Raw genomic sequence first — 13,798 nt, 5'->3', positions numbered from 1 at the left:
CTTAATCCTCTCCCGTCTCATTCCAAAGTTGTATCGGCATTTGCAGCGTTACGGTTATCGAATCCTCGTCTTCTCTGCTGAGCTTCACCCCATACACGTTGCCAAAATGGTGGCGTACCCGCGCATTGACATTTTCCAGTCCGGAACCGAGCCCTTTTCTGGCCGACTGCCGGATGGACAGAGAACCGTCGGCTTTTTCCGGCGGAACGGAATTGCGAATTTCGATCACGAGCTTGTAATCCTCTTCTCTTGCCTCGATTTCGATTCGGCCGCCGCCTTGCAGACGGTCGATGCCATGAATAACGGCGTTCTCGACAAGCGGCTGCAGGATGAGCTTTGGCACGGCGGACTGGAGCAGCATTTCCGGAAGCGCAAGGCGATACTGCAACCGCTCCCCAAGCCGATATTGGTGGATTTGCAAATATTTTTCCGCGAACGCCATTTCCGTTTCCAAAGACACAAACTTTTCGCCCGGCGTGATCGAAAAGCGAAAAATGCTTGAAAGGTTATGCACGATATCCGGCACGAACTTTGCCTTTTCGGGTTTTTGCGACATGATGCTAATATATTCGAGCGTATTGTATAAGAAGTGTGGATTGATATACATCCGGATCGCCTTGAGCTCCGCTTCGCGGACAAGCAGTTCGTTTTTATAGTTTTTGTCGATCAGAATTTTCGTGCGTCGCACCATCTGGTTGTAGCCGTGACAAAGCATGGCGATTTCGTCTCGGGTCGAAACGTCCTGCACCAACTGGTACTCTTCTCGTTCGGCCCGGCGCATCAGCCTGGTGAGTCTCTGTATCGGAGCGGTTACGCGTTTTAAAATGTAATACGTAACGAAAAAGACGGTCAGCCACGCTACGAAAGTAACCGCCGCCGCGAACATCGCCTGCTTTTCCACGATACCGCCCGCTCCGGGAGTTGCCAGCCGAATATAATGAAAGTCGGCATATTGCGACTTCTGCTGAATGAGCAGCAGCGTCGCAGGTCCCCGCACGTCCAGCACTCTACCGACTTCGTCAAGGTGCGAAGCGGAAAGAATAATGTTATCCGAGTTGGTGATATAGAACGTTCCAGACGCAAAATCGACAAACGTCTGCTGAAGGCTGGCGGGGACCAGCGTAACGACGAGCCATCCCAGCACTTCGTCGGTGCCAGACTCATAAATTTTCATGTCGCAGGCCATCCGTTTGTCGTCGGAAAAAAACGCCCATTCGGGCATCCGGTCGAATTCGAAAGGAAGCAAGCGGTATGCGGAAGGATAATGCAAAGGGCGGTTGCCGCCCGTTCCGAACACTTGGTCGTCCGGCGTGACCACGTACAGGTTGTCGACGAATTCACCAACGCTTCTTTTCAATTCGGCCAACTCGACTTGCAGCGCATCGATTGTGTTTTCGAGCAGTTGCTGCCGATTGCTGTCAGAAGTCGCATTTGCATCGGTCTGACTGTACAGTTTCAAGTAGGATTCCATCACGTTCCGTTCCCCGATCTCGAGCATCCTCTTCTTGATGGCCGAGAGCGGAGCATCAATCGCCGAAGCAGCAGCGGCAAGTTCCTGTTGAGCGGCCTCCGTCGCTTTCTTGCCGATCAGTTGGCTGGAACGGAAGTAGAAGGTAGCGCTTACAATAATGAGCGGAACAAGTGTAAGCAGCGAATAAATAATGAGCATTTTGTAAAAAAGTCGCGAACGGATCAGGTTAAAGAGGTTGACCATGAAGTGCCCCATGCCTGCTAACCTCCGTAAACGAAGTGTGTATGCCCATTGTACTATGGTTGGGACAGGCTGTCTCTCTATTCCATTTGACCTTTTCTTTGTTGCAGTTGACATAGCAAAGACCGGAAATCCCTTACCGTTAATCGGCAGAGCTTACCGGTCCTTATGCTTTGTTCCTGCTTTTTAACTCGGGTATACGTTTACCCGTATCAAGATTCCATCGTCAAACAAAAATAAATTGCCGTTGCTATCCGTCGACATGTGAAGCGTATAGCGATCAAGCAAAAGTCTTTCATTGCCGAACAGCTTCCAGTTGCTCGTCTCCGGAACTCCTAATATCCCCGGGTTAAAGCTAGCCTTGCCGAGCTCCGCATAAGACTCCATTTTGCCGTCCGACGTAACGCGATGTACGACTCGGCGATCGTCAAGCAAATAAAAATAACCGAACGATGCCGCTACGTGCATGACGGAATCCGAATGAATGGCGATTTGTGCATGCTTAACCAATCCCGTTCCCGTCCACTTGAAAATCGTGCTGCTCTTTTTATCGTAAACATATAATACTCCATCTTTCATGGTCGAGATCAACTGTGTTTTGTCCGACGTCGGGGAGCTGTTGACCAGTTCCAAGGCTTGACCCCTATTCGCGGAATAAATCATTTTCGAATAAGGTTCGCCGTAATAGAATGTCTTGTCATCCAATGTGGAGAAAAAAGAATCTTCCAACTTGTAGAAACCTGAATTCTCCAGTTGATAGGTAACCATTTTCACCTCGGGGGTTATCGAAAATACCGCAAGACGCAGCTTGTCCGGATACATCGCCGCGCTTTCTCCCAGCAAATACAACGTATCGCTTGCGTCGTTGTAGACGAGTTTCTTCGGAACGAATTCTCCATAGCTAAAGTTGATTTTGTATTTGTCTCGAACGGAGTATTCGAAGTTAAATCGCTCATCAATGGATGCGACGACCGACATTTTATCCGCAGAATTCGGGTCGTATTTTTTAATCTGATACCCCTTGTTCGGGTCCCTATTCAGAATGTAGACTTGATTGTCTTTAGCGGCGGCTATGCTTGTGTTTCCGAAGGAATACAGCCTGATCTTATCAAGGCTTTTTAAGTTGCTATGGTTGGCTGACAAATAATCCACGGTCAAATTTTCCATTCGTGGTCTGACGACCGGTGCTTCCTCTTCAACATCCTTTTTGTTCCCCGGCTGATCTTCGTCTATTGGCTCCGGCGTTTTTTTGATTTTCGATGAAATCCGGATTTCTTTCGTCGACGGTTCGTACCGAAGATCAAGGCCCAGAGAATTGACAATAAATCTTAGTGGAACCATCGTTGTCCCTTTAATGACAACGGGCGGCTGTTCCAAACGAACAGGGTTGCTTTGTACGAAAGCCTCCGCTCGGCCAACCGTGATTTCAACGGTGACCCCTTCATAGCTGAGCCGGATCTCATCCGACTTCCGTGTTAGATTCGCGCCGATCGCATCGCTTACGCTCCTCAACGGTACAAAGGTATAATTGTTTATCGTTGTAGGCGGAACTTGCAGAACGACTTTCTTCCCGTTTATCAAAGCGTTCGGATCGTTCATCTTGAATACAGTCTCTCTCGTGTCGAACAGATCGTTTTCTTCTGCATGAGCCGATAATGCCAGAATGAAGGCAAAACACATCAAAAACATCGCTGCAGGCAGCCATTTCCTAATTAACAATGTAAGTCCTCCTCCATTACGATTGGTGCCAGCTAGATGATGGTTCCTTGATTTGATTCATAACATAGTGCCTTAAACTACTTAAATCAGATGTTTTAAACTCTCTTATCTTGACCTTGCCGTTATATGCGTCAACAGCATTTTGAATGATGTAATGGTACTCAAGGGGGACTAATTCCATTGCCCACTCTCCAGCTTGTGCCTTTGAATAAATTGCTTTGTTTTCTTTATAGGACCAAATTCTAAGAAGTGAAAGAATTTCAGAAGCAAGAAGCTCCCCATCTAATTTGCTAAAATAATCTATCCCCCCAGAAATGGAGTCCCAAAAATCTTGTTCAGGCACTAAAGGAAATATTTCACTTCTGACTCTACCATAGATACAAATGCCACTTTGGTTAATCAAAGTTACATGACATGCTATATCAGCGTCCGTACATACCTCTTTAAAATCCCAGAATGACAAATCATTCTCGCTGGCTAACACCTCGAATTTGGGCCGCCAGTATTCACTAAAGTGAAATTCATAAGGGGTAGGGTGTCTCCAAGGATTAAAGTCTGAATAGCACAAAATACTTAACTCGATTGGTGATGGCTTTTTATGTAAAGCTAAGAACCCATTCATTAAAAAAAATCGCTGAGAAGCATTTAATGTGTTGTTAGTGACGACAATAAGATCTAAATCACTGTGTGAAGGCTGAAAGCTGCCTAAGCACAGTGAGCCGTGAAGGTAAATTCCAATCAAGTTTTCACCCAAATTGTGATTTAAAAAATCCTTTATATTTGTTATCTGCATCTTTATTTCTAAGGGACAGTTATCCCAATCATATCCGCTCAAGAGGAAATCCGCTCCTTACTCTAATTCAATACTCCAATGGTTTAGTTTGCTCTAATTGTTGATATCACCGAGTTTTTCTACGGTATCCCTCTTCAAGAATTTGTTTCAAGCCTTCAATTCTTTTTCTAATAAGCACTTGACTTACTTTCATCCAATATGAAATACACCAATTACGGTTTCCCCATCAACGTCATACAGCGGAATATCACGACCGCCTGGTGATCTACTGTTCTGTATTGCTATGGCTTCCTCAGGTGATTTTGGTTGCACACCGTCTATGTCTTTTTTCAGTACATATCCTTGTGTGCCATCCACACCTATAGCATTGATTAATTCAGGTTCCATCTCTGGAGAAGAAGCATCTGCGGAAGAACCGTATGTCTGTCCGTTTTTATTTTGAGGATACTTCATCTTTTTAGCACCAATAGGATAAGAACCTATAATGGTTTTCCCATCAACATCATACAGGGGAACCTCACGACTAAATTCACTGAGATAATCTTTATTCATCACATATCCTGCAATACCATTAACACTTCCTACATGGATTAAGTCAGGTAGCACATCAACGTGATTGGCATTTTCACCAGAACCGTATGTCTGTCCGTTTATATTTTTGGGATAATAATGAGGATTTGTGGAATTCTGATTATTTGCGCTTTGAGTAAATGTGTTTTGAGACGCCACTGCACCCGCCACTAAACAAACGAAAAAAAACATACCAAGCAATATTCTGATGCCTTTAGAATTTATCCTCATATTGTTCCCCCCTAAAGTTTCGTACTTCTCATCCAACAGCCGTTCGCCGTCACTTCTTATACTACACCATATAATGGAAAGTTGCGTTGAACTGTCCCTTAGTCTTATCCCCCTCCCTCTTCTGTTGATCATCCGTCGGAAATGGGACAATGTTCTTTTTCCCCAAAACAAAAAAAGCCGCCATTTAAGCGACTTGTTATGAGACAATGTTATTGTCAACTTACAGCTTAAGTAAATCTTAAATGAACTAAACGCTCTTCCAATATCCTACGCAGCTCATTGGGGATCCGGTCAAACACGACCCCTTTTCCCAAAAACAGAAGCCAATCCGCATAATACGCGAGCATCTCAACATCGGTCACATCCAGTTGAACACTGAATATCCCGCTCGACTGAAACATCCCGGTAAAGGACAAAGTAATTCCTGGAGGGTGCATGCGCTTAAAGCGTAGAATTCCAGTCGCATCAAGCTTCACAACAAGATTGGCCTCTCGTGCACGATGCCTTTTTTTGCTTAAGATCTCTTGCTCCGAACACTTCATCTCCTGCTCGGAAAAAGCCGAATCCCGCAGCATCGCAACAGGCAAATAACGAAACTCATCCATGTCGAAATCATAAACCTCTACAAGCCACTGAGCGTTAGAGTTGAAAATATACAGCAGATACACGTCCAACAACTGCGGCCAACCAGGACTCTGCTCAAAAGTCACGCGTAAATGTTTATCCCGTACCGCAAGCGAAATCAACTGGTTCAACTCTGGAGGCGCCGCATCATCGAGCTCCAGAAGGTTCGGATTGGCGGGATTAGTATTCTCGAAAAGTAAAATATGATTCAGCTCGATCAGCTCGTCTTGCTGGGTTTGCGAAGCAATGCCGATAAGCTTTTCGGTGATGGAGCGTCGATTTTGCAAATAAGGCAACTGCGAATTTTTCGAGGCGATAAAGCTGATAAATATCGCCTTCAGCTCATCGGGCGTGAATCGGGCGGCGGGCAGATAATGATTTTGCAGGACATGGTAGCCTCCACCCCGCCCAAGCTCTGTCGTCAGCGGAAAACCCATAGCCTGAATCTCGTTAATGTCGCGGATCGCCGTCGCGCGGGATATCTTAAACTCCCGTTGAATCTCCGCAATCGTAAAATGTGCGCGGTTATTGATGTAGCGCATAATGAGGTTCACTCGTTCTGTTTTCTTCATGATTTTATTGTATCAAAAGTGAAGAAATAGTATCAACTTTTGATACATTCGGCAAATAGAATCAAACTTGTAAAGACTAAATCCTCAAAGGAGAGAACAAAATGTCTAAGTACTCCATCAAAACCATTTCGGAAAACTACAAAATGACGGCTTTCGGTGTTCCATTCGATGACTTTAACGACTGGGCAGGCAATGCGGCAAAAACCGCGGCAAAAAAAGCCGAAATCGTTGAAAACGGCAAGCTAGCTGAACTTCTCGCGCTGGCTGACGGGCAAGAATATCAAATCAATTACGTGCTTGATGGCAAGGCTTGGCGAGGTTTCGGCGTGATGGGCGAGTTTGACGTGGAAGCCGCGGTCGTCATCGACTTTCTCGCTGGCGACTACCTTGTCGTACCAGGCACAGGCGCTGACAAGGATCGCCTTGCCGACGAAATCACAGGCAAAGTTTTCAGCGGCATGTTGCAAGAAATCACAGACTACAAATACGTTGGACCCGGCAACTCAACATTCGTCAAACCCGCCGAGAACGGTGAATTCTATGGCGAAATGTGGCTTCGCGTTAAAAAAATCGAAAGCTAAGCTCTGTCGTATTTTACAGAGCTCGATGAAAGGAGTACTCCTATGGCAGATTACACGGTCGAATACAAAAAATCTTTCACATTAACAGCATATGGTTTCTCTATCCAGTCGAATTTTCAAGATATGACGGCTATGCAAAAGGAAAAAGCCGAGTTTTGGGGAAGGCTCAAAGCTGACGGACGGTTCGCCAAGCTTAAAAACGCCGCAAAAGACGATCGTGAATGGTCGGTCAACGAGGTCTATCAAGGAAAGCCGTGGAATTATTTCGCTGTGGATGCTGGTAAATCCGTATCTGACGCAACGCGCATCATCGAGTTTCCAGAGAGCGAATACATCGTGGTTGCGGGAAATGGCGATAAGGAAATTTTGTTTGATCAGTTGACTTACCAGGCCTTTGGCGAAGTTTTGTCCCAAATCACCGATTATGCGTACATCGGCGGTCCAAACGCGACTTATCGCAAAGATAACGGTGACGGCACTTTCTACGGCGAATTTTGGGTTCCTGTCGTTAAAAAATAAGGCTTTTTACTTCCTTGAACATTCTATTCAGTTTTGCTGGCAACACCTCACACTGTGCGAGGAGCAAGCAGCTTTGCTGTCTGCTTGCTCCTCGGCATTTCAAGACTAGCCGTTTTTCGAATGGGTGGCCGACAGATTAGCCTTCTCTTCCGCTTTCCCTTCAGCCAGCGCTACGCTGGAATCATCATCCAGTATGGTGCGCGTACCCCTTTTGAATTCGCTTAATGTCCTGCCTACCGCCTTTCCCAACTCAGGCAGCTTGCTTGGCCCAAACAACAATAACGCAAGTATAACCAGTAATATCATTCCCGGAACTCCGATTGCCGACATCTTATATTCCCCTCTCGGTCATCTGTGTTTATACCCTTCCTACTTCTTCATTTGCAAGCTTGGAGTACAAGTTTCCTTGTACGATCGGATCAGACACATAGCTGCTTGCTTCCAGCCATTTGATTCCGGTTGTACCGCTAAGGGATGCTGACTGAGGTGCTGTAAGCAAATTATGGATGAGCGCAATATGGGAGATGGCTTTGTTATTTTCTCCCGCTTTAATATGGATGCCTACCGCGTCATCCTTATCGCAAATGATCGTATTATCCCGGACAAACAAATCCTCCTGTCCTTCATAGGAGGTGCCGATGACGATTCCGTTACCCGTTTTATCTACATACACTTTATTTCCCGCCACAAGCATTTGCTTGGAGCTGTGCAATTCGATACTGCCAACGATTCGATTGCTCATCACATCGTCGCCTGCGCCGAGTACAACATTATCGGTTATTTTTCCCGTATATCTGTAACCGGAATCGCCGGAATCGGCCGCCCCGCCCAACAAAATTTTGTTGACGGTATTGTTGGAGATTTCCACATGATCGCCTCTCTGCTTGCCGTTCTCACGGAACAAATCCCGCGCGATCAGACGGACATTCGTATTGCCGGCTACGATCAATTCGCGCATGCCTTCATTTCCGAGAAATATCGAGCCGCCATTCAGCTCGTTTTCTCGAATTACAAGACGGGTGTCGTAATTTTTGTGGCCGTTCATATAACAGATGGCAAAGAACGGATTCCATTGCGCCGGCGCTTCAAAACAATCATGCTGATTGTAAATCCAGTTGCCGGTTACCCGGATATGGTTGTAGAGCTTGGGCACCGCGCTCCATGACGAATTGAAGTAAATGCCGGAAGCCGCCCCCTCTACCCGGTCAAAAATATTCAAATGATTGCCTTCAATCTCGATCTCGTCCCCGCAATGATCCAGATAAGGAGCCACGAAGATGCCAACGTTAACATTACCCGAAATGCGATTGCTGCGAATGACCGTTCGCTTATGATTTGAATTCAAATCCATAATGCCCGCCATGACCCGGTTATTGAACTCATCGGCAATGAGTTGGTTCCCATAACATTCCATGTGTGTTAAATCGCCATTACCGGTTTGGGCAAGGTTAATGCCCCAAATAAAATGCTCATTTGACGCTCTTTTTTTGTACACGCAGCGGTTATGAGACACAATAGCACTTCGGGCATTTTCCACCCAAATCGATGCCGGCGGATTGGAGCCCCGCAGCCGCTCGTGATTGTGCTCAACCGTATTCCCGGTGATCACCATTTCCGCATTGCCGACCGGCTCTGTCGCATCCTCGCCGACAATGCCGATCCGGTTGCAATTCAAGAAATCGCTTCCCCCTACATAAATGCTCCTGCCTGACAGCACCACACCTGAACCATTAAAATGATGCCACGCAATACTACCCATAAAAGGAGTGCTCACTGCATCCGCTACCGTCTTGTTCGCTTGTTCCAGCGTGACGCCAGGACTGGAATACCAGCCGGAATCGACCACAAGAAACTCCTCCGGCAAAATGCCGATGTTTTTAAATATACAGCCTTCAACATAAACGGTATCGCTTTCATAGCTCGTTATGCCTTCGCTTACGATCTCCTCAAAATTGCAGTTCGTATAAAACCCACGCTTGCAGTTAACAGCCGTAATCGCACACCCGACGATATTCCGGAAAGTGCAATTCATCACGGCGATATTGGCGCAATCGGGCAAGTAAAAGTACCAGTATTGAAATAACGGGTCCAGCGTCCTTCTCGTGTCAAACGTATAACCAATGAAATAAGCAGGATTTGTATCCTTCAAGCCGACAAATTCCATGCCATCGACGGTAAGGCTAATACCGCTTGCAGCCGCCATAAATGTCGGATTCGAATTGTACAAGTCAAAGACGCGTTTGACGATCGGCCTCGATTCTCCATACATGCCGACCGTATGCTGCAGCTCAATCGTATCACCGACAACATACGTCCCTTGGGGGAAAACAACATCGTAGCCGGAATTCACTGCGGCAGCGATCTCTTCCCGATCATCCGTAACGCCATCGCCCTTTGCCCCAAACCATTTGACACTGACACGTCCCTGGAAAATACGCTTAAATCTTGCTCCACCTGCAGACTGAAGCACGATCCCCGTATTGTCCGGGGTAGTGCTATCCAGCGGATCGTAGTAGAAAAAGCCTTCCTGCCCGGCATCCTTAACATAATAGAGCGTGTCGGCCTCTGCCGTTACCAACGCCCGGATTTGGGCAATTGTCATCGGGACAACCAGCTCCATCTCCATAAGTTCCTTCACCTTGCGCTTGTTCGTCTCTTGCGCATTCGCACTTGCCATGGGCAGTTGCCCTAACAAGCCGGTCGAGGCAAGAGATACGCCAGCAAGCCCCAGTGCGGTCAGCATCTTGCGGCGGCTCATCAGCTTGGGCTGCTTGGGCTGATGACTTTCGTCATGAAGCTTCTCTTCTTGATCACGCAGCATATACATTCCTCTTTTCCATTTATTATTTCGTCCCTTGCGCTATTCCTTGACGGAACCAATCATGATGCCGTGGATGAAATAGCGCTGTAAAAAGGGATAGATCAACAAAATTGGAATCATGGAAATCATAATTTTGGCGGCGTTTAACGTTTTATTCGACACTTTGGACAGTTCAATAATCGTAGCCGCATCCAGATTTTGCATATTGATTTGGACAACCAACTGTTGAATATACGTTTGCAACGGATAGTGCTCCGGTCGATTCATGTAAATAAAGCCGTCAAAAAACGCATTCCAGTGCCCGACGATACTGAATAACGTTATCGTAGCGAGCGCCGGCAAAGCAAGAGGCACATATATACGCAGCATCAGGTACCATTGGTTCGCTCCGTCGACCACTCCCGCTTCCCGAAGTTCTCGCGGAATGCTTCTGAAGAAGTTTGTCAGCAAAATCACATTAAAGACAGGCACGGCCATGGGCAGCACAAGCGCCCAAATTGAATTCATCAGGCCAAGGGCCTTCACTGTCAGGAAAGTGGGGATCAAACCTCCGTTAAATAGCATCGAAAAAATCAGTATCCAGACATAAATGCGCCGACCGGGAAAATCCTCATCGCGCTGCGACAGCGGATAAGCAACGAGAATGGTAAGCACAAAGTTGATTAGCCCGCCTAACAGCACCCGCTGAATGGAAATGCCAAACGCTTGAAAAAAAGCCGACTCGCTTAGCAACGTCATATAGGAGATCCATGTAAATCCGACTGGCACAAAATTCACTTGACCTGCTGCCACCGCGGATTTATCGCTAAGCGAAACCGCCACCGTATACCAAATGGGAAGGAAACAGATGATGGCCGCAGCAATGACCAACGTCAACAGTACATAATCGAGCCCTTCCAGCTTTTTTTGCCCTTGATTCATTGTACATACCCGCCTCTATTAAAAAATCCGATAATTCGTCAGTTTGTAAGCCAGCCGGTAGGAGACAACAATCAAGATAAAGCTGATTGCGGATTTCATGAGGCCGACAGCAGTGGCAAAGCCGAACTGGGTATTCACAAGCCCGATCCGATAAACATAAGTGTCGATAATATCCCCTGACGAATAAACCAACGGATTATATAGATTAAAGATTTGATCGAATCCGGCATTAAGCACATTGCCGAGGCTTAGAGTTGCAAGCAGCACGACTGTCGTCACAACGCCTGGGAGCGTAACATAGCGAAGTTGCTGGAAACGAGTCGCTCCATCGATACGAGCGGCCTCATAAAGCGTTGGATTTATGCCTGTCAATGCTGCCAAATAAATGATGGTGCCAAAACCGAATTCCTTCCACACATCGCTTGAAATGACAATGAACGGGAACCAGCTATTGCTGCCCAAAAATAGGATCGGCTCAATTCCAAACAGGGCAACAAACCGGTTCACAGGACCGTTTAACGACAAGATTTCAACGAGGCTGCCCGCCAATATGACCCAGGACAAAAAATGGGGCAAATACACGGTCGTTTGTACCCATCTCTTGATAGCTGCAAGTCGAAGCTCATGCAGCATCAGGGCAAATGATAGCGGTACAAGCAAATTAAATACAATCTTCATGGACGCGATAAACAACGTGTTCGTAAAAATGACCTTGCTGTCAGGGAGCGAGAACAAGTACTTAAAGTTGCTTAACCCGATCCAGTCCGATCGCAGAAAACCTAGTGACGGATTAAAATCTTGAAAGGCAATCACAACGCCAAACATAGGAACAATGCTGAATAAGGCAACAAAAACCATACCTGGAAACAACATCAGATGAAAGCTCCAGGTCTCTGATCGCTTGTTCATTACGACTCCTTCCTCTTCTTCACGACCGGATGCGCTTGATGCCAGGCATACGCTCACGCATACGTTCACGCATGCCCCGCCAAGAAGTCCTTGCTTCAACTATGCATTGATTTCTGCTTCAACCTCTTTCATGATCTCATCGCCGCCTGTGCGCTTCCATTCTTCTACGAAGGCATCGAAGCTTTCGAGCGGCTCCAGTCCCATAATGATGCGATTGTATATCTCAAGCTCCCGCTTGAGCAGTGACGGCCATTTCAACTCCATCGTTTTGGTCGTTCCTGAAAATGCCGTTGGCACCGTTTGCTTATTAATATCCAACGCTGCTATACCGGACATGTATGCCGTGATGCTGGACCAGACTCCAACATCAGCTGTCGGGTTTTCCTTGTAAATCTTGTAGTTCTCCCACATCGGCAAAAACTTCGCCTCGAAATCCGCTTCCTGAATTTCGCCGTCCACCATTTTCTTGAAGGTCCGATACTCCTGTTCCGGCAAATCCGCCTCGGCAAATACGATACGCAATGGCCAGTATGCTGCATTTACCGCCGTATCCAGGGAAGGGTCGATTGCATATTCCAGCTCAACATTGAGCAGCTTCATAATCGCTTCCGGGTTTTTGGCTCCCTTCTTCACAACTACAAACTGCGTGCTTGCCGGGAGCTGCCGGGTGTTGAAGTTCCCCGCCTGATCCAATGGCACGGCATAAGCTCTCCAGTCCGCTTTCGGATTGTTCGCCACGGAATCGTTCAGCGGCCACATGGGCGCCCACCATTTTTGAAAGAAAATTCCCGACTTGCCGCTGACTGCAGGCTCATTGAAATCTTTACGCAAGGCGAACTCCTTATCGAGCACGCCTGCCGCGTACATCTCCCGCAGCTTGGCGAGCGCTTCCTTCGCTTCCGGCGTAATCGAGCCATATTGCACCTTGCCCGATTCGTCCACATACCACAGGTTCGGATAAGCATGGAATGCCGCAAAGATCGATTGAAAATCCGCTACATTACCCTCAACCATTGCGCCGGTGAAACCGATCGTGTTGCCCGGTCCGTTGCCGCCCGGGTCTTTGTCGATGAACGCCTTAGCTACTTGCTCTAGATCATCAACGGTTTTCGGAACTTCAAGGTGCAGCTTGTCCAGCCAATCCTGGCGAATCCACATCACATAGGACGATTCCACTTGGGTAAATACATTGGGTATCGCTAGCAGCTTTCCGCCGTAAGTAGCGATTTTAAGTGCTTCGCCATCGGTGGAATCATGAACCGCTTTCATTCGAGGCGACGCGTATGCCGCGTAGATATCGGTCATGTCTTCCAATAGCCCAAGCTTGGCCAGCTTACGGAATTCCGCCTCCGTCACGACCATGGCATCCGGCAAATCGTTGCTGGACATGGACATGCCTACCTTTTGCGAATAGGCGTCGCCTACAGCGGCGATCCAAGCTGTCTTTACTTTGACATTGATTTTCTCTTCGATCAGCCGCGTATACTGGTTATTTTCAACGGAATCGTTCGAAGGCAAGCTTTTGTCATCAGGAATAATTTCTTTGCCGATTGTAATGGTTACAGGCTCAGCGAATTTGCCAAAGGGGTCAGCGACATCCGCTTCCTTCCCATCGCTTCCAGTCGATGTTTGAGCCGAAGCTGTATTCGGCGGGTTTTCTTGGTGACTACCTGTTGTTGTTTCCTTGCTGCAGGCAGACACCAGGGCCACAACAAATAACAGGCCAACCATGCAAATTAACTGAAACGCCCTCATTTTTTCAACCTCTTCCCCGTATTTTTTTGGTGCTACCGCTAACTATACAGAATTCCTGCGGCTGCGAGGGAT

Annotated in this window: 12 protein-coding genes; 2 read left to right on the top strand and 10 right to left on the bottom strand. The window is 47.2% G+C overall.

Annotation, left to right across the window (positions count from 1 at the left end; translation table 11 throughout):
- Nucleotide 1: 1 nt before the first annotated feature.
- The 5 genes from DFP98_RS20935 to DFP98_RS20915 form a co-directional block, all read right to left on the bottom strand.
- Nucleotides 2-1,726 (bottom strand): sensor histidine kinase, encoded by a 1,725-nt coding sequence (locus DFP98_RS20935; protein ID WP_181917831.1) that lies wholly within the window; start codon nucleotides 1,724-1,726, stop codon nucleotides 2-4.
- Between the two features lie 171 nt (nucleotides 1,727-1,897).
- A complete protein-coding gene (locus tag DFP98_RS20930) occupies nucleotides 1,898-3,430 on the bottom strand; it encodes a stalk domain-containing protein (RefSeq protein ID WP_116062557.1) in 1,533 nt (510 codons plus the stop codon).
- A gap of 16 nt (nucleotides 3,431-3,446) precedes the next feature.
- Nucleotides 3,447-4,265, bottom strand: coding sequence for an aminoglycoside adenylyltransferase domain-containing protein (locus DFP98_RS20925; protein ID WP_116062556.1), 819 nt, complete (start codon nucleotides 4,263-4,265; stop codon nucleotides 3,447-3,449).
- Nucleotides 4,266-4,412: 147 nt separating this feature from the next.
- Nucleotides 4,413-5,024, bottom strand: a complete 612-nt coding sequence (locus tag DFP98_RS20920) for a hypothetical protein (RefSeq protein WP_116062555.1) — start codon at nucleotides 5,022-5,024, stop codon at nucleotides 4,413-4,415.
- Nucleotides 5,025-5,251: 227 nt separating this feature from the next.
- Nucleotides 5,252-6,220, bottom strand: a complete 969-nt coding sequence (locus DFP98_RS20915; protein ID WP_246016624.1) for a helix-turn-helix transcriptional regulator — start codon at nucleotides 6,218-6,220, stop codon at nucleotides 5,252-5,254.
- A 101-nt stretch (nucleotides 6,221-6,321) separates the two neighbouring features.
- Here DFP98_RS20915 and DFP98_RS20910 point away from each other — a divergent pair, with 101 nt between their 5' ends.
- Nucleotides 6,322-6,801, top strand: coding sequence for a hypothetical protein (locus tag DFP98_RS20910; protein WP_116062553.1), 480 nt, complete (start codon nucleotides 6,322-6,324; stop codon nucleotides 6,799-6,801).
- 42 nt (nucleotides 6,802-6,843) lie between these two features.
- Entirely contained in the window at nucleotides 6,844-7,320 is a 477-nt protein-coding gene (locus tag DFP98_RS20905; protein ID WP_116062552.1) for a GyrI-like domain-containing protein, read from the top strand.
- 105 nt (nucleotides 7,321-7,425) lie between these two features.
- Here the strand turns inward: DFP98_RS20905 and DFP98_RS20900 are convergent, their stop codons facing one another.
- From DFP98_RS20900 to DFP98_RS20880, 5 genes are all read right to left on the bottom strand, one after another.
- Nucleotides 7,426-7,650, bottom strand: coding sequence for a twin-arginine translocase TatA/TatE family subunit (locus tag DFP98_RS20900; RefSeq protein ID WP_116062551.1), 225 nt, complete (start codon nucleotides 7,648-7,650; stop codon nucleotides 7,426-7,428).
- A gap of 28 nt (nucleotides 7,651-7,678) precedes the next feature.
- Nucleotides 7,679-10,141, bottom strand: a complete 2,463-nt coding sequence (locus DFP98_RS20895; protein ID WP_181917830.1) for a glycosyl hydrolase family 28-related protein — start codon at nucleotides 10,139-10,141, stop codon at nucleotides 7,679-7,681.
- A 39-nt stretch (nucleotides 10,142-10,180) separates the two neighbouring features.
- Entirely contained in the window at nucleotides 10,181-11,062 is an 882-nt protein-coding gene (locus tag DFP98_RS20890) for a carbohydrate ABC transporter permease (protein WP_116062549.1), read from the bottom strand.
- A gap of 18 nt (nucleotides 11,063-11,080) precedes the next feature.
- The gene (locus DFP98_RS20885) at nucleotides 11,081-11,971 is read right to left on the bottom strand and encodes an ABC transporter permease (protein WP_116062548.1); all 891 of its coding nucleotides are present in this window, start codon (nucleotides 11,969-11,971) and stop codon (nucleotides 11,081-11,083) included.
- A 99-nt stretch (nucleotides 11,972-12,070) separates the two neighbouring features.
- Nucleotides 12,071-13,726: an extracellular solute-binding protein gene (locus DFP98_RS20880; protein WP_116062547.1), complete on the bottom strand. Its 1,656-nt coding sequence runs from the start codon at nucleotides 13,724-13,726 to the stop codon at nucleotides 12,071-12,073.
- Nucleotides 13,727-13,798 lie beyond the last annotated feature (72 nt).

Origin of the sequence: Cohnella phaseoli, assembly GCF_003386235.1 — a bacterium.
In the GTDB taxonomy this organism is placed as follows: Bacteria; Bacillota; Bacilli; order Paenibacillales; family Paenibacillaceae; genus Cohnella; species Cohnella phaseoli.
The sequence above is the reverse complement of the archived record's forward strand: the minus strand, read 5'-3'. Positions and strand labels throughout refer to the sequence as shown.

Excerpts from the sequence above, each read along its gene's own strand:
- DFP98_RS20935 (WP_181917831.1), bottom strand. The coding sequence starts at position 1,726 with ATGGGGCACTTCATGGTCAACCTCTTTAACCTGATCCGTTCGCGACTT.
- DFP98_RS20920 (WP_116062555.1), bottom strand. The coding sequence starts at position 5,024 with ATGAGGATAAATTCTAAAGGCATCAGAATATTGCTTGGTATGTTTTTT.
- DFP98_RS20915 (WP_246016624.1), bottom strand. The coding sequence starts at position 6,220 with ATGAAGAAAACAGAACGAGTGAACCTCATTATGCGCTACATCAATAAC.
- DFP98_RS20910 (WP_116062553.1), top strand. The coding sequence starts at position 6,322 with ATGTCTAAGTACTCCATCAAAACCATTTCGGAAAACTACAAAATGACG.
- DFP98_RS20905 (WP_116062552.1), top strand. The coding sequence starts at position 6,844 with ATGGCAGATTACACGGTCGAATACAAAAAATCTTTCACATTAACAGCA.
- DFP98_RS20900 (WP_116062551.1), bottom strand. The coding sequence starts at position 7,650 with ATGTCGGCAATCGGAGTTCCGGGAATGATATTACTGGTTATACTTGCG.
- DFP98_RS20895 (WP_181917830.1), bottom strand. The coding sequence starts at position 10,141 with ATGCTGCGTGATCAAGAAGAGAAGCTTCATGACGAAAGTCATCAGCCC.
- DFP98_RS20890 (WP_116062549.1), bottom strand. The coding sequence starts at position 11,062 with ATGAATCAAGGGCAAAAAAAGCTGGAAGGGCTCGATTATGTACTGTTG.
- DFP98_RS20885 (WP_116062548.1), bottom strand. The coding sequence starts at position 11,971 with ATGAACAAGCGATCAGAGACCTGGAGCTTTCATCTGATGTTGTTTCCA.
- DFP98_RS20880 (WP_116062547.1), bottom strand. The coding sequence starts at position 13,726 with ATGAGGGCGTTTCAGTTAATTTGCATGGTTGGCCTGTTATTTGTTGTG.